Source organism: Providencia sp. PROV175, assembly GCF_032707045.1.
GTDB classification, from domain to species: Bacteria; Pseudomonadota; Gammaproteobacteria; order Enterobacterales; family Enterobacteriaceae; genus Providencia; species Providencia hangzhouensis.
The window spans coordinates 1634876-1655804 of sequence record NZ_CP120533.1; the positions used below are offsets into that span (position 1 = coordinate 1634876).

At 40.4% G+C, this 20929-nt stretch carries 16 protein-coding genes; 7 read left to right on the forward strand and 9 right to left on the reverse strand.

From position 1 onward, the window contains the following. The first annotated feature begins 233 nt into the window (after positions 1-233). Positions 234-4121 carry a phosphoribosylformylglycinamidine synthase gene (gene purL, locus P3L44_RS07140; RefSeq protein WP_272662246.1) on the forward strand — a complete coding sequence of 1296 codons (3888 nt, stop codon included), beginning with the start codon at positions 234-236 and terminating at the stop codon, positions 4119-4121. A 115-nt stretch (positions 4122-4236) separates the two neighbouring features. Here purL and P3L44_RS07145 read toward each other — a convergent pair whose 3' ends face one another. The 4 genes from P3L44_RS07145 to P3L44_RS07160 form a co-directional block, all read right to left on the reverse strand. Continuing rightward, positions 4237-4884, reverse strand: a complete 648-nt coding sequence (locus tag P3L44_RS07145) for a 3-keto-L-gulonate-6-phosphate decarboxylase UlaD (protein WP_110591972.1) — start codon at positions 4882-4884, stop codon at positions 4237-4239. Further along, positions 4881-5711: a Cof-type HAD-IIB family hydrolase gene (locus P3L44_RS07150; RefSeq protein ID WP_272662245.1), complete on the reverse strand. Its 831-nt coding sequence runs from the start codon at positions 5709-5711 to the stop codon at positions 4881-4883. The genes P3L44_RS07145 and P3L44_RS07150 overlap by 4 nt, the downstream gene beginning before the upstream one ends. A gap of 50 nt (positions 5712-5761) precedes the next feature. After that, positions 5762-6229, reverse strand: a complete 468-nt coding sequence (locus tag P3L44_RS07155; protein ID WP_272662254.1) for a PTS sugar transporter subunit IIA — start codon at positions 6227-6229, stop codon at positions 5762-5764. A 72-nt stretch (positions 6230-6301) separates the two neighbouring features. After that, on the reverse strand, positions 6302-8056 hold the full coding sequence (locus P3L44_RS07160) for a PTS ascorbate-specific subunit IIBC (protein ID WP_272662244.1): 1755 nt from the start codon (positions 8054-8056) through the stop codon (positions 6302-6304). Positions 8057-8458: 402 nt separating this feature from the next. On the opposite strand from P3L44_RS07160, the gene ulaR reads away from it, so the two are divergent. From ulaR to P3L44_RS07190, 6 genes are all read left to right on the forward strand, one after another. After that, positions 8459-9214, forward strand: coding sequence for an HTH-type transcriptional regulator UlaR (ulaR, locus tag P3L44_RS07165; protein WP_164455448.1), 756 nt, complete (start codon positions 8459-8461; stop codon positions 9212-9214). Positions 9215-9327: 113 nt separating this feature from the next. Beyond that, a complete protein-coding gene (ulaG, locus tag P3L44_RS07170; RefSeq protein WP_140172300.1) occupies positions 9328-10395 on the forward strand; it encodes an L-ascorbate 6-phosphate lactonase in 1068 nt (355 codons plus the stop codon). Positions 10396-10627: 232 nt separating this feature from the next. Beyond that, the gene (locus P3L44_RS07175) at positions 10628-10732 is read left to right on the forward strand and encodes a pantocin A family RiPP (RefSeq protein ID WP_112308265.1); all 105 of its coding nucleotides are present in this window, start codon (positions 10628-10630) and stop codon (positions 10730-10732) included. Between the two features lie 49 nt (positions 10733-10781). Then, complete coding sequence (locus P3L44_RS07180) at positions 10782-11912, forward strand: ThiF family adenylyltransferase (RefSeq protein ID WP_272662243.1); 1131 nt, start codon at positions 10782-10784, stop codon at positions 11910-11912. Beyond that, positions 11899-12570, forward strand: coding sequence for a 2OG-Fe(II) oxygenase family protein (locus P3L44_RS07185; protein ID WP_272662242.1), 672 nt, complete (start codon positions 11899-11901; stop codon positions 12568-12570). The genes P3L44_RS07180 and P3L44_RS07185 overlap by 14 nt, the downstream gene beginning before the upstream one ends. Further along, positions 12557-13429 (forward strand): DMT family transporter, encoded by an 873-nt coding sequence (locus P3L44_RS07190; protein ID WP_196731758.1) that lies wholly within the window; start codon positions 12557-12559, stop codon positions 13427-13429. The genes P3L44_RS07185 and P3L44_RS07190 overlap by 14 nt, the downstream gene beginning before the upstream one ends. Positions 13430-13582: 153 nt before the next feature. Here the strand turns inward: P3L44_RS07190 and fbpC are convergent, their stop codons facing one another. The 5 genes from fbpC to P3L44_RS07215 form a co-directional block, all read right to left on the reverse strand. Beyond that, on the reverse strand, positions 13583-14623 hold the full coding sequence (fbpC, locus tag P3L44_RS07195) for a ferric ABC transporter ATP-binding protein (RefSeq protein WP_140172302.1): 1041 nt from the start codon (positions 14621-14623) through the stop codon (positions 13583-13585). 16 nt (positions 14624-14639) lie between these two features. Further along, a complete protein-coding gene (locus P3L44_RS07200) occupies positions 14640-16718 on the reverse strand; it encodes an ABC transporter permease (protein WP_094961701.1) in 2079 nt (692 codons plus the stop codon). 202 nt (positions 16719-16920) lie between these two features. Further along, entirely contained in the window at positions 16921-17952 is a 1032-nt protein-coding gene (locus tag P3L44_RS07205) for an ABC transporter substrate-binding protein (RefSeq protein WP_140172303.1), read from the reverse strand. A 14-nt stretch (positions 17953-17966) separates the two neighbouring features. After that, positions 17967-19292, reverse strand: a complete 1326-nt coding sequence (gene uhpC / locus P3L44_RS07210) for an MFS transporter family glucose-6-phosphate receptor UhpC (RefSeq protein WP_036959008.1) — start codon at positions 19290-19292, stop codon at positions 17967-17969. 106 nt (positions 19293-19398) lie between these two features. Further along, the gene (locus P3L44_RS07215) at positions 19399-20925 is read right to left on the reverse strand and encodes an MASE1 domain-containing protein (protein WP_140172304.1); all 1527 of its coding nucleotides are present in this window, start codon (positions 20923-20925) and stop codon (positions 19399-19401) included. Positions 20926-20929 lie beyond the last annotated feature (4 nt).

A 20929-nucleotide genomic window follows, 5' to 3' on the forward strand; every position in this document is an offset into this window, starting at 1 on the left:
CATAAAAGAGTATGGCTAAGTAATGGTTATAATTCCAGTAGTCGGCTATTTTGCTCAACATTTAGGAACGGTGCAACCTATATTATCGTATTTAGCACAGAATAATATTTAACTAATCGCTTTATTTTTAATCACGCAAACGGTTTCGTATTGATGAACATTGCTCTATAATGTGTTCCGGTTTCCCTGCTTTCATGTTCAGGGCTGGCGTTTAAAAGAGAGAAATTAAGACGATGGAAATTTTGCGTGGTTCACCTGCTCTATCAGCATTTCGTATTACCCGCCTTTTGGCGCTGTTTGCAGAAAAACAGCTTCCTGTCACGGATATCTATGCTGAGTATATGCACTTTGCTGAATTATCAGCGCCGTTGAGTGATAGTGAGCAAGGCAAACTGAGCAGTTTGTTAAAGTATGGTCCTTCTCTGGCTGAGCACGAGCCATTCGGTAAGCTTATTTTAGTCACTCCTCGTCCGGGAACTATCTCTCCGTGGTCTTCAAAAGCCACCGATATTGCACATAACTGTGGTCTTCGCCAAGTAAAGCGTATCGAACGCGGGATTGCTTATTATGTTCAAGGTGATGCATTGACCCAAGAACAGTGGCATGAAGTGATCGCTATTTTGCATGATCGCATGATGGAAAGCATTTTTTCTTCTTTTGAACAAGCGAGTGCACTGTTTGTGCAGCAACAGCCAGCACCAATGAAGTCCATTGATGTGATTACGGGTGGCCGCCTTGCATTGGAAACAGCAAACAGGGAAATGGGCCTAGCGTTGGCTGATGACGAAATTGATTACCTGTTAGAGGCATTTACTGGGTTAAAACGTAATCCAACGGATGTTGAGCTCTATATGTTTGCGCAAGCAAACTCAGAACATTGCCGCCATAAAATCTTTAATGCAGACTGGGTAATTGATGGTGAAAAACAGCCTAAATCACTGTTTAAAATGATTAAAAATACGTTTGAAAAAACACCTGACCATGTTTTATCTGCTTATAAAGATAATGCCGCCGTTATGGAAGGTTCGTCTGTTGGCCGCTTTTTTCCTGAACCTGAAGGACGTACATACCGCTACCACCAAGAAGATGCTCATATCTTAATGAAGGTGGAAACTCATAACCACCCAACAGCGATTTCACCATGGCCGGGAGCAGCAACAGGCTCTGGCGGTGAAATTCGTGATGAAGGCGCAACAGGGCGCGGCGCGAAGCCAAAAGCTGGTTTAGTCGGTTTTTCTGTTTCTAACTTACGCATTCCCGGTTTTGAACAGCCTTGGGAAGAAGATTTTGGTAAACCAGAGCGCATTGTGACGGCTTTGGATATTATGATGGAAGGGCCATTAGGTGGGGCGGCATTCAATAATGAATTTGGTCGTCCTGCGCTATTAGGTTATTTCAGAACGTATGAAGAAAAAGTTAACAGCCACAATGGTGAAGAATTACGTGGTTACCATAAGCCTATTATGTTAGCGGGTGGTATCGGAAACATCCGTGCAGATCACGTACAAAAAGGCGATATTACGGTTGGTGCAAAACTGATTGTACTCGGTGGCCCTTCAATGAACATTGGGTTAGGTGGCGGGGCTGCATCATCAATGGCATCAGGCCAATCAGACGCAGATCTCGATTTTGCTTCGGTACAACGTGATAACGCCGAAATGGAACGCCGTTGCCAAGAAGTCATCGATAGCTGTTGGCAACTTGGTGATGATAACCCAATTTTATTTATCCATGACGTAGGCGCAGGCGGTTTGTCGAACGCAATGCCAGAATTGGTCAGTGATGGTGGCCGTGGTGGGCGCTTTGAGTTACGTAAGATTCTCAATGATGAGCCAGGAATGAGCCCATTGGAGGTCTGGTGTAACGAATCTCAAGAACGTTATGTAATGGCCGTTTCACCAGAGCAGCTTCCTGTGTTCACCGCAATTTGTGAGCGCGAACGTGCGCCATTTGCCGTGATTGGGGAAGCCACTGAAGAGCGTCATTTAACACTGAATGATGAACACTTTTCTAACCAACCTATAGATATGCCTTTGGATGTTTTACTGGGTAAAACACCAAAAATGCTGCGTGATGTAACAACATTAAAGGCAGAGCCCGATTCATTAGATAGAACAGCGATTAATTTAAATGAAGCGGTGAAGCGTGTTCTACATTTGCCTGCAGTAGCTGAAAAAACATTCTTAATCACCATTGGTGACCGCACAGTGACGGGTATGGTGGCGCGTGATCAGATGGTTGGCCCATGGCAAATTCCTGTTGCTGACTGCGCGGTAACCACTGCTAGCTTAGATAGCTACTATGGGGAATCCATGTCAATTGGTGAAAGAACACCAGTAGCATTGGTGGACTTTGCTGCATCAGCACGAATGGCAGTTGGGGAAGCATTAACTAATATCGCATGTTCTTATGTGCAAGATTTAAAACGCGTTAAATTGTCGGCTAACTGGATGGCAGCAGCTGGGCACCCTGGTGAAGATGCAGGTCTATATGAAGCGGTTAAAGCGGTAGGAGAAGAACTGTGCCCTGCGTTAGGTTTAACTATCCCAGTTGGTAAAGATTCCATGTCAATGAAAACCCGTTGGCAGCAGGATGGTGAAGAACGTGAAATGACGTCGCCACTTTCCTTGGTGATTAGTGCATTTGGCCGTGTTGAAGATGTCCGCTTAACAGTGACACCTGAGTTAAAAACAGGTCATGATAATGCCTTGTTATTAATTGACCTCGGGCAAGGCCATAACGCGCTGGGCGGTTCTGCACTCGCACAGGTATATCGTCAGTTAGGTAATAAAGCCCCTGATGTACGTAGCCCTGAAGTATTGCTTGGCTTCTTTAATACCATTCAGAAGTTATTATCCGAGCAAAAATTATTAGCCTATCATGACCGCTCAGATGGCGGCTTATTCGTCACTTTAGTGGAAATGGCTTTTGCAGGTCATTGCGGTATTAATGTTGATATTAGCTCTTTTGATGAAGACACGCTCGCAGCATTATTCAACGAAGAGTTAGGCGCTGTCATTCAAATTAATGAAGCCGATAGAGAGTATGTGGCAGAATGTTTTGCACAAGCAGGGCTTGCAGGCTGTGTTCATTATTTAGGTTCTGCAATACAAGATGATGCCGTGATCATCAATAGCCGAGATACGGTTGTTTACCGCGAATCTCGCAGTTTATTGCGCCAATGGTGGGCTGAAACGACTTGGCAAATGCAGCGCTTGCGCGATAACGAAGTGTGTGCCGACGAAGAACATACAATGAAACAGGATAACCAAGACCCAGGTTTGAATGTGAAATTGACTTATGACATTGAAGAAGACATTGCTGCGCCATTTATTTTGTCAGGTGTACGTCCTAAAGTAGCTGTTTTACGTGAACAAGGTGTGAACTCACATGTGGAAATGGCGGCAGCCTTTGACCGTGCTGGTTTCGATGCAATTGATGTGCATATGAGTGATTTACTCGCAGGTAACTTGTCTTTGGAACAATTCCAAGCATTAGTGGCTTGTGGCGGTTTCTCTTATGGTGACGTATTAGGTGCGGGTGAAGGTTGGGCAAAATCTATTTTATTCAACAATAAAGTCCGTGATGAATTTGAGACATTCTTTAACCGTGCTGATACTTTATCTCTGGGGGTATGTAATGGTTGCCAGATGATGTCGAACTTACATACGCTTATCCCAGGTGCTGAATTCTGGCCTCGTTTTGTACGTAATCGTTCTGAACGTTTTGAAGCACGCTTTAGCTTAGTTGAAATAGCAAAAAGCCCATCACTGTTACTGCAAGATATGACAGGTTCTCGTATGCCGATAGCGGTTTCTCATGGGGAAGGGCAAGTGGAAACCCGTGCAGCCGCACATTTACAGCAATTAGAAGATAATGGGCTGGTGGCAATGCGCTTCGTGAATAACTACGGTCAGGTAACTGAGCAATATCCAGCTAACCCGAATGGGTCAGTTAATGGTATTACGTCGGTGACCTCGAAAGATGGCCGAGCAACGATCATGATGCCGCACCCTGAGCGTGTTTTCCGCACTGTGAGTAATTCATGGCACCCTGAAAATTGGGGAGAAGATAGCCCGTGGATGCGCATTTTCCGTAACGCACGTAAGCAATTAGGTTAATAAATCACAAGTTCGATAGATTGTTGAAAAGGCCAGCTATTTTGCTGGCCTGAATTTTAATCGAGTGAGTTTTAAACGGAAAGGTCGGTTTTTGAGTCAGAATTATTCCTAATTACTATTTCCAAAAACGGTCAATTTGTTCCCTTAGTGCTTCCGCCGTTTTTTGGCCTTTTTCACCCACTAACGCACGGCCAGCAATAAAGGCTTTTGCATTGATACCATTAAATAAATGCAGGTCTTCTGGAATTATCCCGCCTGTAATTGAGAGTTCTAGTCCTAAATCAGACAGCTTGCGCATTTTTTCGATATCTTCATTGGTCCAGCCAATACCAGCGAGTTCTGCATCACGGGAACGATGGTAAATAGCTTGCGAAATGCCAAGTTCAACCCAATTTTTAGCATCGTCAAAAGTCCAATTACCATAGATTTCAATTTGGATTTCACGATTAAACTCATCGGCAACTTTTTTACAGGCAGCTATAGTGGCAATATGTGCCGCCGCTGATACTGTGATCCAATCTGCTCCCGCTTCAAATGCCATTTTCGATAAAATGGCTCCACCATCCGTGGTTTTCATATCGCAAACTAGAATGTGGTTGGGATATTTTTGACGTAAAGTCGCGACTGCATTCATGCCTTCTGCAAAAGCTAAGATTGTGCCCACTTCAATAATATCAACGAAAGTGTGTACATTTTCAGCCACTTCGAGTGCAGCCGGTAAGTTGGTTTGGTCTAGAGCTATTTGGATCAAAGGCTTTGTCATTGTGATTGTCCTAAAATATTTTCATGTATGAGACGCGCAAGGCCATCACCATTGTTATCGGTAGCACAAACGAAATCCGCATGGGACTTCACGGTGTCATCAGCATTTTTCATTGCAACTCCTAAGCCTGCTAGCTTAATCATGGAGATATCGTTGTGATTATCACCAACAGCAATAACTTGCTTCGAGTCATAACCCAGAGAATGAAGATACTCAGCTAAACGCGTTCCTTTGTTATTGCCTTTAGCAGCAAAATCGAAACGGTTTGACCATGATTTTTCTGCATTAAAAGTTTGTTTTATCCAAGGTGAGTTTAAGAAGCGCTCTAACGTAGCCGGTTCACCTTCGACGACAAATTTCCAAATATAGTCAGCGTGCTGGACTTGTTCTTCAAATGAATCAATGCGATAAATTTTTGGCGGATGGGCCATGGTTGGGACGTTAGCCCATTGCTCCATCGCGCTCATGTAATCGATGGGATCGATTTTTGAATACACCATGGCATCGGTGATATACATCACCATTTTCAGTTTGTCCTGTTGCGCCAGTTCAATAAAAGTGAGCGCGTTCTCTTTGGTGAGAGCATTGTGTGTGAGAACTTTTTCATTTTGGTAATCATAAATATAAGTACCATTGCAACAAATAATTGGCGTGGTTAAACCAAGCTCATCATAATAGGGGCGAGCTGCGGTATGATGGCGACCCGTGACTATCATGACATGGCATTGTTTTGCTGCTTGTTGAATGGCTTGTTTGACTGCAGGGTGGATCGTATGTTCTTGAGTTAAAACCGTTCCATCCAAATCAAGCGCTAATACGTTATACATAGTTGATTACCTCTATCGCTAATTAATGATTTTCTTTTATTTTCATTAAATTAGCATAATGCTTGGTCAATAACCTGATAAACATCATCAATCGTGCGGCAACGGCGTAGTTTTTCAAGATCAACGCCAGTTTCACTGTCTTCATCATCGAGAACGCGAGTCACTTCCATCAAGCCTTCCATATGTTCATCTGATGAGCTACCCGCTAAGGTGATCAGCACATCAACGGGTTCATCCTCGCCATCAAAAATAATGGGTTTGTCTAGAGTGACTAAAGCAAAGGCTGTTTTTAGTACACCATCTTCAGGTCTTGCATGGGGAAGGGCCAAATTAGGCGCGATACAAATATAAGGCCCAAGTTTTTCAATACTGTTGATAATTGCTTCATGATAGCTAGGTTTTATCGCACCTGAAGCGATGAGCAAGTCTGTGCCTATCTTAATGGCATCACGCCAGTTATCAGCGGATGCTTGTAGCTGTATCGAATTATTGTCGATTAATGATTGTTTAAATCCCATCATTGCCTTCCTATTTTTCAACGTTAAGGGGGTAGATACCGTTATGAGCGATATCTATTCCTATGACTTAGGCTATTTATTTCCGATAAAATTAGTATGTATGATATCGAGTAGTTCATCACCGAATGAGTTAGGGTTGAGCATATTTTGTACGCCAAGCACAAATTTCCCATCACCGGGGTCCATTTCTGAGCTTAAATGCTTAGAGGAAACGATAATATCAGTGGCTGTTAATTTTGATTTATAGTCAGATACGGCGCAGGAGTCCATGATGTGTGGGATCCCTTTTTTCTCAAGATACTGGCCAATTTTCATTTTCATCATCATTGACGAGCCTTGTCCATTACCGCAAACTGCTAAGATACGTACAGGTTTAGCGCCGCTATTTTCAAGTGGGGCTGCTTCAGCTTTCTCATTGACCTCACTTTCAGCTTCGGTTGGACTTCGTGCGTCTTCTTCAGCGCGTAATTTTTTTGCGGCAAAGTACATATAGACAAAGGAGAGGGCGACAACCACAAAGAAGAACATTTTAGAGAAAGACAAACCTTGCATAATGACAGGGAAAGCTAATGCCCAGTCGGCCATTCCCATCCAACCGCTAAATTCAGTACCTTGTCGATTGATAAGATCAATGGCCCAAGCGGAACCTAATATCTCGATAACGCCCATGACAAAACAGACTTTCATAACCGCTTTCCAGCCGCCAAAATGGTTTGCAAAGATACCAATAGTGGCGTTGGAGAAAAACATTGGGATAAAACCAGGAATAATCATAATTGGCGAGTTAAATGCCAACATACCCAGAACGGCAACAAATTGCCCAATTGCCCCCCACATAAAGCCAAATACCATCGCATTAGGTGAGAAAGCGTAGATTGCTGCACAATCGATAGCGAGTACAGCGTTGGGAATGACACGTTCGGAGATCCCTTTAAAGGCCTCAGAAAGCTCGGCAACAAACATTCGCACACCCGTTACAATGATTTGGATAGCAACGGCAAATTTTAAACCTGTTTCAATAATATAAATGGTCCAGTGGGTGGTCCCTGCCATGGTTTGCAGATTAGGTATACCAAAGGAAATTAAGATCACACCAAAGAATAAGGTCATCACAATGGCAGTAGCGGAAATACTGTCATGGAAGATATGCAGCCATTTGGGCAGTTTTAAATTATCAACACTGTCTTTTCTATCCCCCAATTTCGGGGAAACTTTGGTTGCTATCCATGAGGCAAACTGCTGCTGGTGGCCGATAGAAAAACCGGCACCGCCAGTGACTTCTTGCGTTGGCTTAAACATAATATTGGAAGAAATTCCCCAATACAGCGCCATTAATACCGCAGAATACAAAATGGTTTCCCACATGCTTGAGCCGAGCACAAAATAGAAAACAGCGATTAGGCCTGCTTGTTGAAACATAATATGCCCTGTCAACATAATGGTACGAATACCCGTGACGCGGCGAAAAAGGACTAAAACAATATTAATTGCGAGAGCTAATAAAACGGTATAGCCCACCCAAGAATAGTTATCACCCATGGCTTCCATTGTCGCCATCATTGACGTATATGGGTCAATAACTGAGCCCGTAAGTCCATGGTATTCAGACATTTTTTCTATTACGGGTTTAAAACTGGAAACTAAAGTACTGGCTCCAACGCCAACTAGCATAAAACCAACAATCGTTTTGATTGTCCCTTTGAGGATTGTCGTGCCATCGCGTTTTAATAGCCAATAACCAATAAATGTGACTAAGCCTAATAATAGAGGCGCTTTTGTCATTACTTGGCTGTAAAAAATATAGAAAGCGTCGTATAAAAAATCCATATTTTTACCTCTAATCAAATTGTATTTGTAATTTATCTGGGTCAGAGATGATTCATATTGATCGTATCTGGTGTTATTGCGATATAATCATTTAAAGGGGTTAAATAATCCTGCAAAAATCAAATGTGATCATATTTAATCATGAATTGCTCTTTTATGATTGTTTGCATTTGTCTGTTTTTTTACCAGTAAAAAAATAAATAAATGGCGACCTGATCACGTAAAATTTAAAATATTCATGTATATCAATGTGATATTTTTACTTGAATCAAATATTGTTTTTTTGCATAAGCAAAGGTTGACAATATTAGATGAGCTAAATAGAATCAAAACTAATCACTAGTAATCATTTTGAGTCATATGTCATCATGGTTGTGATTATTAACTAATAAGGCGATGATTATGAATGAAGTGCAAAGACACAATGAAATATTGTCGTTATTGGAAACGCATCGAGTGATCAATGTTTCTCATATAACCGAACAATTTAGTGTGTCTCCTGCAACTGCTCGTCGTGATATTTCAAAGTTAGATGAGCAAGGTAAATTGCGAAAAGTCCGTAATGGCGCAGAACGTATTGAAAATAAAAAGCGTAAGTGGACACCGTTAAACATCAATAGTACTGAGCACTATGAAGAAAAGTCTGAAATCGCAATTAAAGCGGCAGAACTTTGTCTTCCGGGAGAAAGCGCTGTAATTAACTGTGGTTCAACCGCGTTTATGTTAGGGCAGCAGTTGTGCGGTAAAAACGTGCAAATTGTGACGAATTATTTTCCATTAGCGAGTTATTTGATTGACCAAGACCATGATGACGTCATTTTAATCGGTGGGCAGTATAACAAAGCACAAAACATTTTTTTGAATCCTGCTTTGAACACGTTAATGGGCTATGCCGGTAACTGGATGTTTACTTCAGGTAAAGGATTAACGGAAGCTGGCTTATACAAAGCGGATATGTTAACTGCGGTAGCAGAGCAGCAAATGCTTGATCAAATTGATAAATTAGTCGTTGTTGTAGACAGTTCCAAAGTGGGTCATCGAACGGGAATGTTATTTTGCCCAGCTAATAAGATAGATGTTCTTATCACTGGAAGAAATGCCAATGCTGAGGTTATCAAAGCGATTGCCGAGCAGGGCACGCGAGTGATACTGGTTTAATTCCGTCGAATACCTGATTTTTTAATATAGACAAATTCAGCTGCCATGCCTTAATTTCTCGATTAAGGCATCAGGCTCCCTACATCTAAAATTCTAGAAAAGGTATTGTTACTATGAGCAAAGTAAATGAAATCACACGTGAATCTTGGATTTTAAGTACGTTTCCTGAGTGGGGAACGTGGCTAAATGAAGAAATTGAAAAAACGGTTGTTGAACCCAATACCTTTTCAATGTGGTGGCTGGGGTGCACAGGTATTTGGTTAAAGAGTGAGGGAAATACCAATGTTTGTATCGATTTTTGGTGTGGAACAGGGAAAAAAACGCAAAAAAATCCACTCATGAATAAGCAACACCAAATGATGCGTATGGGCGGTGTTGAAGCGCTACAACCAAACTTACGTACTGCGATTTTCCCTTTAGATCCGTTTGCGATTAAAGAAGTTGATGCGATTTTGGCCTCTCATGACCATGCTGACCATATCGATGTCAATGTCGCTGCTGCGGTAATGCAAAACTGTGGTGACCACGTTAAATTTATTGGCCCTCAAGCTTGTGTGGATTTATGGATAAAATGGGGAGTACCAACCGAACGTTGCGTTGTTGCCAAAGTCGGTGATGTACTGGAAGTGGGGGATATGAAAATCCGTGTGTTAGATTCATTTGACCGCACAGCATTGGTGACATTGCCACAGGGTGTTTCTTCTTATGATAAGCAAATTTTAGATGGCATGGATTCTCGTGCGGTGAACTACTTGATAGAAACAACTGGCGGCTCTATTTATCATTCCGGCGATTCACATTATTCAAACTATTATGCGGCGCATGGTAACCGTTACAATATTGATGTCGCACTGCTTTCTTTTGGCGAAAACCCACGTGGTGTGACGGATAAAATGACGTCATCGGATATTTTACGTGCAGCAGAGTCATTAGATTGTGAGCGTGTTATTCCATTCCACCATGATATTTGGGCAAACTTCCAAAATGATCCGCGGGAAATTGAAGTCTTGTGGAATATGAAAAAAGAGCGTTTGCAATATAAATTTGCCCCGTTCTTCTGGCAAGTGGGTGGGAAATATACTTATCCAACAGATAAAGACCGCATGCATTATCAACATTTCCGCGGCTTTAGTGATATTTTCAAAAATGAACCTGAATTGCCATATAAAGCGTTTTTATAATTAATCCTGCTATTAAAAGCAGCGTTTAAGGAAACTTAGACGCTGTTTTTTTATTTTATTTAAAAAATATATATATTCAAATAATATGTATTGCCAATATATTTATTATCTATGTGGCATTATTTTTTATTAATCTACTGACGTTGACTGTCTTAATTTAATATTTTCTAATGTTAGTGTTATCAATGTAGATAACTTATCTGATTAAATTAAATTTATTTAAGGTTGGAATATGAAAAATGAAATAATATTGCATGACTTAACTGAACGTATCTCTTCAATTAGCGAAGAAATTGCGATGTATAATGAGGATGAAGAGATTGAATTAGAAGAATAAATGTTAAATTAATGCCGCGGTAAGCGGCATTATAAAAGGGGAAGTAAACATGTATAGTTTAGTAACAAAGCCAATTATAAAACGCTCTCATCATATTATTGAATCTGATAATGGAAATATTTGTATTGGTGAAATTCCAGGTAAGGCTAAAATAATCAAGTCTCCCCCAGAATGGGTGAAAGTTGTATTGTCTAAATTAGATGGCGAACATACATTACCGAGAATAATAAAGGAGCTGTTAAATAGAAACTTAAATGTTGAAGAACATGAAGTAATAGATTTTATTAGGAAAATGATATCATGTGGCTTAGTTGAAGATAATATTATTTCATCTGAGCTACTTACTTCTAGAGAAATTGAACTATACGATCGTCAATTGCTACAATTTTCTTTAATCGATAATGATAATTTATCATCGATAAAGTATCAGGAGCGTTTAAAAAAAAGTAGAGTTCTTGTGCTTGGTATGGGGGGATGGGGAACATGGTGCTCATTACAACTTGCATTAATTGGTGTTGGAACATTAAGAATTGTTGATGGTGATGTTGTCGAATTATCAAATCTAAATAGACAGGTCTTATATACAGAAGATGATATCGGAAAAAGTAAAGTTGATTCGGCTGAAAATGGAATATATAGGCATAATAAGTATACTAAAATAGAAAAATATTTTGAATTTTTAACACCAAGTGAAAATAGAGTTAATGATTTACTTGATAGTGTTGATATGATTTTGCTAGCATGGGCAAGTTTAGGCTATTACAAAAAAAATACGGTTGAGGATATAATACATAAAGTTGCTATTGATAAATCGATACCTATCATTGAGCTAGGTGGTGATCCTCATGAAATATCTATAGGTCCTATTTATTTAAATAATAAAATAGGAAAAACATACTTTGATGTTAAACATCAAATTAAAAAAACATTTTATAGTGATGACTCGATAGTAAAAGATTTCCAAGAGGCTAGAATGAAGCAACAGTTTTTAAATGGAGTAAGAAAAGTTAATGCTTGGCAAAGCTCGCCGTCACTAGCTGTAATGTCAGGATTAGTGGTTGACCAAGTAATTAAAGTAATCACTAAGTATGACACTATCTCATTGGAGGGACGAAAAATCAAAATATCGCTTAGGGACTTTAGTTTTGCAGAGGAGAAACTGTTTAATGGGGATAAATAGGCATAAAAAAGAGTTTTTGAGTAATGGGTATACTAGTTTTACAATAAAAGATTTTTTTCCTGACTTTAATATTGACTTGAATTTAATCAATAGTATTGAAGAAGATAAATGGAGTTTCATTATAAAAAATAGACAAAGGGTAAGCGATTTTTATCTTTCTGATACCGATATAAATAGTATTAATGATGAAAAAACAAGTGCATTTGAAGATAGAGATAATGGCGAGTTCTCATTTTCATTTAGAAGAATATGCTTTAATGAAATAAAAATAATTTTTGCTGATTTAATTTCAGTTGTTAATGATGTTAAATTTAAAAACTTTTTAGAAAACCTAACAGGAAGTAAAGTAAATGTTATATCAAACATGTACTTAAGCAAGTTTGATAAAGATGATTTTCTAACTACACATTGTGACTCCGATGATGGGATAGGTATTGTAATTAACCTAACAAAGGAATGGGAAGCAAATTATGGAGGGTTAACGATGATTTTAGATAATGATAAAAAGACAATTTTAGATACTTTTATCCCGTCATATTTAAATATTTTAATTTTTGATACAAAAAAAAGAAAAATCCCACATTTCGTTTCCACAGTGACATCTAATAGAACAAGTAAAAGAATGGCATTAGTTGTGAGGTATAATGAAGCAAATTAAAGTACTTCTTTGTGCTATTTTAATATCATTCATATGGGGGAGTGCATTTCCTATATCAAAACTAGCGATTGACCAAGTAGGTGTTTGGGCTTTTAGAATCTACTCCCTAATTATTTCAGTTATTTTTTTGTGCTTTGTTTTTTTCTTTTTTAGTCGGTGTCGGTTTAATTTTCGAGAGTTTGTAAACAGTATCCCACTTGGTTTTTTAAATGTTTTTTTAGTTCCTATATTAAATAGTTTGGCGTTAAAGTATACAGAAGCGGTAAAGGCATCTGTACTTGTTTATACAATGCCAGTAATGGCAACAGTTGTATTGGGTGTAATAAATAAACATATTGAAACTCGGTCAGTATTTGTATCTTTGTTATGCATTAGTGGTATTTTTATCTTTATATCACCAGTTGGTATAAGTATTGGTGAAATGATAATTTTATTAAGTGCATTTATGTGGGCACTAGGAACTATTTTATCTGAAAAAATTACCATGAAAATAAACCTAACTTCAAAAGTATTTTATCAAAATATAGTATCATTTGTTTTTTTTATTTTATTAATTCCATTTTTAAATGTTGATTTAAACATATTGAGTAATATACATTCTGAATTTTTTATGAGTGTATATATACCAATTATCTATATGGGGATAGCTAATGGCGTGATTGTTTATGTTCTTTGGTATTATATGATAGAGTATGGTGGCGCAAAGCTTTCATCATACTCAATTCTTATTTCACCAATCATTAGTGTGATGATTTCATCCTATCTTTTAGATGAGACAATGACAATTTCGATGATAATCGGTATGTTATTTATTTTGTTAAGTATGTTAATTGTACTTTCAGAAAAAAATAAAAATTGATATTGAAGTCACCGATAATATGCTTTTAGTGATTATTTTCTTATGGGGCACATTCCCCCTCCGCCCTTATGGGTGAAGGGAGAATGTGCTATTCACAATGCTAAGTTTCCCTTGTTACCTAATGACATTTTGTATTATTCAAAGAGTGGGATATTACTCAAGAATAAACATGCCGTATGGGTGGATCTGCAAATACAGGTTTTCCCCGACAGAGGGTTGTAATTGAGTGGCATTAATTTGCAGCAACATTGATTGACCATGCCAATCAACAGTGACTTCATATTGAGGCCCCATATAAGCAACATGAGTCACTGTACAGCGTTGGCTGTCTTCACCTTGTAAACTCAGCGTGATAGCTTCGGGACGAACCCCCACAGTTACCGCGGTTTTATCAGTAACAAACTGTTCTGGGCGTGGTAAGCGATAATTGAAAATATCCACGGAATCCGCACTGAGCGTCGCAGGGAAAATATTGGCATCCCCCATAAAGCTGGCCATAAATTTTGACGCTGGCTGGCGGTAGAGCTCTTGCGGTGAGCCGAGTTGCATGATTTTCCCTTTATTCATGACCAACACCATATCCGAAACCGCAAAGGCCTCGCTTTGGTCATGGGTAACATACAAAGAGGTGATATTAAACTGCTGCTGTAACTCACGGATTTTTTCACGCATGCTACGACGTAAATTTGCATCCAAGTTACTTAATGGCTCATCGAACAACAGCACTTTTGGCTTAAGGATCAATGCGCGAGCTAAGGCAACTCGTTGCTGTTGTCCCCCAGAAATTTGGTCGACAAAGCGGCCAGCAAAACCTGCTAAATCCACTAATTCTAATGCCTCGTCAACTCGTTTTTTTATTTCGGCTTTGGGTAATCCTAACATTTTTAAGCCATAACCCACGTTGTCCCCCAAGGACATATGCGGGAACAGGGCATAAGATTGGAAAACCATACAGATATCGCGTTGTTGAATGGAACGGTCTGTCACATCTTCACCGTCAATAAACATACGGCCTTCAGTCGGTTTTTCTAAGCCAGCCACTAAACGCAATACGGTGGTTTTACCGCAGCCTGATGGGCCGAGTAGGGTCACCATGCTACCTTGCGGAATTGAAAGACTTAAATCATCGATGACGGTATTGTTGCCAAAGCGTTTAGTCACATTTTTTAGTTCAACAAAATGATGTTGTGTCATGTCAGTTACTCCATGATTACTGTGCATTTTTGGCTTTGGAACGTGAAACACGGGCTTCGCCAATCAAATAGTCAAATAAGAAAATAATTGCCAACATTACGACAATCAGGATTGAGCCATAGGCAATGGCAACGCCATATTCACCGTCTTCAACACGGTTCAAAATATAAGCCGTTGCGACGCGAGTATCTGGAGTAACCAAGAATACAATCGCACTGACAGTGGTGATCGCACGGACAAAGCTATAAATCAGCGCCGATAAAATGGCTGGGCGCAACAAGGGTAATAGGATAAAGAAGATGGTACGCATTGAACCCGCTCGTAAGCTGAGTGACGCTTCATCCAATGATTTATCAATTTGCCCTAAACCTGCAATACCAGCACGGATACCCACAGGGACGTTACGCATGGTCATTGAAATAATGACGATGGCAGCCGTTCCCGTTAAATAAAACGGTGAGTCGTTAAAGGCTAAAATGTATGACACACCTGCCACGGTACCTGGAACCGCAAAACACAACATCGTCGTGAATTCGATGGTCTTTTTACCACGGAAGTCTTGGCGAACTACGATATAGGCAATTAGTAAACCAAGGATCGCGGTAATAGGTGCCGCAATACCTGCATACAGAAGCGTATCTAACAGTGACGGCCATGCACCATCACTCATACCCTGACCAAATAATTTAATAAAATTATCTAAGGTTAAGGTGTAATCAACACCCCAGTTCACGGTAAAGCTACCGTAGAAAATGCTACCGTATAACAATATGTTAAATGCAACCCAAATAGCTAAGAAGGCTGTTACAGTGGCAATTAACGATGTTGGTAACGGCTGAACATCACCACGGTAAGATTTCCCGGACACAGTGACATAGGAGCGTTTGCCTATCCACATATACTGAACGCAGAAGACTAAAAGTGAGAACACTAGTAGTGACGCACCCAAGGTACTGGCGGCTTGATAATCTAACTGCGACCCAGTGATATAGAAGTAAATTTGCGTCGCGAGTACGTCGAAGTTACCACCTAAAACTAATGGGTTACTAAAGTCAGCCAATGATTGCACTATGACGATTAAAAATGCGTTTGCCAAAGCAGGTTTCAGTAATGGCATAAATACATTAAAGAAAGTTTGGTAACGGTTGGCACGCAATGTATAAGACGCTTCTTCTAAAGATGGGTGAATGGTTTTAATCGCACCATCTAAAATCATGAATGACATCGGGGTGAATGCTAGCACTTGCGCTAACCAAATTCCCGTAAAGCCATATAGCCAGTTGGTATTTTCAAGGCCCATATAAGTAGCAAGGAATTCGGTAATATACCCTGAACGCCCCATCATCAATGTGACCCCTAGACCGACGACAAATGGGGGAGTGACGATAGGCAAAATAGAAAAAACACGGCCAATGATGGCGGAGCGTTTAGCAATACGCGTCGTATAAATGGCTAAAATTAAACCAAAGAAAGTACAGCCAGCCCCTACTGCTAACGATAAAAATACAGAGTTAATAATAACTTGGACAATATGCGATTGTGTCAAAATTGCCACAAAGGCGAATGGCGCAAAGTCTCCGTTTCCATCAGTAAACATCGGGATAAAAATAGCGACACTTGGGAACACAATAAACAGGGTTATTAAAGCAACAACGGTGATCAGTGAGCCAATAACAAACTGGTCTCCACCGAGCCACTCAAGGCGGGTTAACGCCAATGTCATCACCATTCCCAAGGCGATAAATAGCACAATAGCTGAGTAACCTAACCCTTTTCCTTCAAAGTAGGAGGTTAAGATCACCACGGCGGCGGTGATAACAGCTACGCCAATATCGACGTAATGCCGTGTTTTATGATAACGATCCGCTGGTGTTAACGGGCGAATAAATAAAATAGAAGGTAATAAATACCAAAGCCAACTAATGTTTAGGCTACTCCAACCGTAAGCCGCTATGATCTCGTCTTGTGTTGAATCAAGTACGCCATAGTCTAGGCTCCAAGAAGGTAGTAACGCGAAACCTAGCCATGCAATCAGCAACCAAAAGAATATGCTATCCTTTTTGGTTGGGGTCGATAAGGTTAGGGTTTGAGACATAGTTCCCCCTAAGCTCGTCATATTTTGCGCTGTCACGGTATTGGCTTCACTCCGTTACCCTAGTCACATACTTATGTATGCTCCTAGGGATAACGTCACTTGCCGCCTAGTGACAACACTCATAATTTGAAGCTTAATTAAATTAATTTTTTATTTTAGTTAAGTAAGTGCTCAGTGCGGCGAGTAAACGCCGCACTTAATGCTATTTGCTCATTTTGACTTCAGTAACCCATTTATTGATAAGGTTTTTACGGACGTCAGCATCACCGTATTTATCCATATCGTAATTAATTAGGTTCAAGTCATTGAGTTTTAATGAAATAGGCGAGGATTCTGCCGTTGTGTTGGTTAAGATTTGGTAAGATTTCCCTTCTTTCCAGCTCAGCTCTTGAGCTTCTTTCGATAAGACGAAATCAACGAATAATTTGGCGTTATCCATATTGCGTGCATTTTTCAGGATACTGATCCCGCCAATTTCATAGCCAGTACCTTCGCATGGTGCGATAAGCTCTAATGGCGCGCCATTTTCCACTTCTAATGAATAATCATGTAAAAAGCCAATACCAATGGCGGACTCACCGCGAGCGGCGTTACGTGCTGGGGCAATACCTGACTTAGTATATTGAGAGATATTTGAGTTTAATTTTTTCAGGTAATCAAAGGCTTGCTCATTACCCCATAATTGGTCGAAAGTGGCTAATGCGGTATAAGCAGTTCCTGAACTTTGTGGGTCTGCAATTTGAATTTCGCCTTTATATTCAGGTTTGGTTAAATCTTTCCAGCAAGTTGGGATAGGTAACCCTTTCTCTTTTAGGCGGTCTTTGTTAACGCCAAACCCTAAAATACCGATGTAAACTGCGGAAGAATAGTTACCTTTACGTTTTGCTGGGTCTTGGAACTGCGGCATAATTTCAGACAGATTTGGCGACTTGTATGGCTCAAGTAAATCCATTTCTCCTGCTTGTGAATGAGGGTCTAATGTACCGCCATACCACACGTCAGCTTGTGGGTTACGTTTTTCGGCCTCAATTTTGGCTAAAGTACTGCCAGAACCATTACGTACAAATGTGGTTTTGACATCGTATTTTTTCGCAAAAGCTTGCGTTTCAGTTTCGCACATGGCGTTAGTGGCGCTACAGTAAACAACCAAACGGCCCGCAGCATTTGCAGTGGTAGAAATAGCCGCTAGTGATAAACCAGCAGCGATAAGCGTAGAGAGAGTTTTCAGTTTCATTTTCAGTCCTTTATTCAGGTTTTATTATCAGAGGGTGAAACAGTGCCTGCTAAATGCTCTCGCTTGCTGACATTGGCAATCAATAGAGGCATTAGCAGTAATCCCATCAAAGCCGCGGCACTGGCCAGTAAAGAAAACATTCCTGACCAACCATAATGTGCAATGACTTGAGAGAGCGGCCATCCCGCAATTGCCGCCCCTAAATAGGCGTACAATCCAAGATAGCCCGTTACCGCCCCAGCTGCTTTTTTATGACAATATTCTGTTGCAGCTAAGCCGATTAACATTTGTGGTCCAAACACAAAAAATCCGATAGCAAAGAAACATACAGCCAATAAAGCGTAGTGATGAATTGGCGTTAACCATAAGGCGCTAACTGAGACACAAAGCCCCAAAGAAAACAGTAGGATCATTGGCGCTCGTTGGCCGCGAAATAGGATATCAGAGCCCCAGCCAGAGCAGAGAGCACCTAATAATCCCCCCAATTCAAATAACGATAATGTTGCATTTGCACTGAGTAAATTAGTGCCATGTTTCTCTGTTAACCATAAATTCCCCCAATCGTTTATCGCCATGCGAATGAGATAAACCAAAATATAGGAGAAACCCAGTAACCAAATCATACGGTTAAAAATAATGGCATCTTTTAAAATCGTTAACATCGGCATGGGAGGGGACAAACGCTCTTGGCGTAACTCCAACACATCTTGTCGCCATTGCCCCACGCTTGGAAGCTGTTCTTCTTGTGGTGTGCCACGTAATTGGCGGCACAGCCATAACCCTATGATGACACCAATAACACCTGGAACAATTAACGCCATTTGCCAGCTGTACTGGGTTGCCAATAATGCCGTTAGCAGAGGCAGTAACATTCCCCCTAGGTTGATGGAAATATTCCACAGCCCCCACCAAAACCCACGTTCATTGCGTGAATACCAGTGCGTTAGAATGCGTGCGCAAGGTGGCCAGCCCCAGCCTTGAAAAAAGCCATTTAGTGTCCACACGATTAATAACGCCGGAAACGATAAGCAATAGGCAAAAATAATATTTAGTAGCCCTGTCATCACTAAGCCGACACCCATAAACCAACGGTATCCGGTGATATCGTGGAAAATTCCCGATAAAAACTTAGAAATACCGTAGGTTAAATAAAATGCAGTCGCTATCCAGCCAATATCGCTTTTATCGAGAAACAGCTCGTTTTGCATGACAGGCATCACGAAGTTAAAACTCTTTCGCGTAAGGTAAAAAGTGGCATAACCAATAATCATTGATAGCATTAAGCGGCGACGCCAAAAACGATACGTGTTATCCAGACTCAAGGTGTCTTTACCTGTCATAGGGCGGTTTCTCTTGTTAGGCAAAATGTAATCAAGTTTTTAACAAAAAGGATGAGAGAAGGTATTAGGGGACTAGGAATTATTCCTAGTTTTGCGATATTTTATCTCAAAATGTGGGCAAGTTAACACTTATTTGTGTTCCGTTTTGTGTGGTCAATGTCCAGTCACCACCTAAGGCTCGAACTCGCTCCTCAATACCGCGTAAACCAAAGCCACTCGTGCGTTTGCTAAATGGAATGCCAACGCCATTGTCATCAACAACTAGCTGGATCGAGTCACCTATTTGCTTAAGAGATATGTGAATTTGTGTGGCTTTTGCATGTTTACTGATATTGTTAAGTAATTCTTGGACGAGGCGATAAAGTGTAAATAAAACCGTTTCATTGATCGGCGTTTCTTGTAAGCCATAATGAAAGTGACATTGAATATTATTCTGTGGAAAAGAAAATTCAGTAATTAAGTGCTTAAGTGCATTTTCAAGGGACATTTCATCCAATACGGGAGGGCGCAATTGGCGCAATAATTGCCGCGTAGATTGGTGAATTTGCTGAGCTAGTTCATTTATTTGACTTGCTGCTTGGTGGCTGATGTCGTCAGATGCTGTTTTTTTCACTAGCATTGACTGAATTTGGATGGCAGTAATATTTTGCCCAATTTCATCATGCAACTCGCGAGCAATCGCTTTTTTGATATCTTCCTCGGTATGAACGAGTTGTAACATTAAGTCGCGTCGCGCTTTTAGCTCTTGCTCTAAGCGTTGTCGGTAGCGTTGTAGGTTACTCGCCAGTTGTTTTTGTCGGCTAATTGCTATCCCAAGCCCAATGCCAATTAAGGCTTGGGAACTGAGAAACATTTCTAGCTCTTCTAAATCAACAAAGGCACCGTGAAATTGCCGTGCAAAAGTAATAATTAAACTGCCTAATAATGCAGAAAGTACGCCGCCCTGCCAACCATAGCGATAAGCCATAAAAACATTAGGAATAAAGACGAGTAGGACAATTAACCGCTCAATTTCGGGGGCAAAAAAGACTTGGGCACTCAACCCAACGACACAGAATAGAAAACACCAAACTATTAAAGAGGTTCGTAATTGTTTATCTGGCGTTCCATAATCAAGGAGCATTTGGTAGTGCTGCTCGTGGAGATATTCATAAATAAGGTAAACAAAAGGAGAGAGTAGCATTCCTCCGGTGAATGTTGTTAGGAATAATTGGCTAATGGAATAAGATGATAACCCACTGAATAATAAAGCATGTAATACACTATTTGCGGCGACACCTGCGAGTAATAATAGTAATCGTTGCCAATATAACGTATAGCGCCACCAAATGTTTTGAATGACGAAGGCAACACCGAGACTCAATAATGGAGATAACAGTAAAACAGGTTGGAAGAGCAGTTGCTCTGATGATAACCAAAAATTTAATATCCCTTCGCTGAGTAGTAGTGTTGGCCAGTAACGTCGCCACAGGATAATCATCAATGCTAGGCGCAAGCCTTGCGGAAGAAATAAAGTTGCTTGAAAACTGTTTTGACTTAAATAAAAGCCGATGATCCACAACCCTATCCATAACAGAGAATAGGTAAAAAATAGAAAGATGGACTGCAGTGTTAAACGTAAGCTTTTATTCATGCCG

Coding starts and splice junctions, on each gene's coding strand:
- purL (WP_272662246.1), top strand. CDS start 234: ATGGAAATTTTGCGTGGTTCACCTGCTCTATCAGCATTTCGTATTACC.
- P3L44_RS07145 (WP_110591972.1), bottom strand. CDS start 4,884: ATGACAAAGCCTTTGATCCAAATAGCTCTAGACCAAACCAACTTACCG.
- P3L44_RS07150 (WP_272662245.1), bottom strand. CDS start 5,711: ATGTATAACGTATTAGCGCTTGATTTGGATGGAACGGTTTTAACTCAA.
- P3L44_RS07155 (WP_272662254.1), bottom strand. CDS start 6,229: ATGGGATTTAAACAATCATTAATCGACAATAATTCGATACAGCTACAA.
- P3L44_RS07160 (WP_272662244.1), bottom strand. CDS start 8,056: ATGGATTTTTTATACGACGCTTTCTATATTTTTTACAGCCAAGTAATG.
- ulaR (WP_164455448.1), top strand. CDS start 8,459: ATGAATGAAGTGCAAAGACACAATGAAATATTGTCGTTATTGGAAACG.
- ulaG (WP_140172300.1), top strand. CDS start 9,328: ATGAGCAAAGTAAATGAAATCACACGTGAATCTTGGATTTTAAGTACG.
- P3L44_RS07175 (WP_112308265.1), top strand. CDS start 10,628: ATGAAAAATGAAATAATATTGCATGACTTAACTGAACGTATCTCTTCA.
- P3L44_RS07180 (WP_272662243.1), top strand. CDS start 10,782: ATGTATAGTTTAGTAACAAAGCCAATTATAAAACGCTCTCATCATATT.
- P3L44_RS07185 (WP_272662242.1), top strand. CDS start 11,899: ATGGGGATAAATAGGCATAAAAAAGAGTTTTTGAGTAATGGGTATACT.
- P3L44_RS07190 (WP_196731758.1), top strand. CDS start 12,557: ATGAAGCAAATTAAAGTACTTCTTTGTGCTATTTTAATATCATTCATA.
- fbpC (WP_140172302.1), bottom strand. CDS start 14,623: ATGACACAACATCATTTTGTTGAACTAAAAAATGTGACTAAACGCTTT.
- P3L44_RS07200 (WP_094961701.1), bottom strand. CDS start 16,718: ATGTCTCAAACCCTAACCTTATCGACCCCAACCAAAAAGGATAGCATA.
- P3L44_RS07205 (WP_140172303.1), bottom strand. CDS start 17,952: ATGAAACTGAAAACTCTCTCTACGCTTATCGCTGCTGGTTTATCACTA.
- uhpC (WP_036959008.1), bottom strand. CDS start 19,292: ATGACAGGTAAAGACACCTTGAGTCTGGATAACACGTATCGTTTTTGG.
- P3L44_RS07215 (WP_140172304.1), bottom strand. CDS start 20,925: ATGAATAAAAGCTTACGTTTAACACTGCAGTCCATCTTTCTATTTTTT.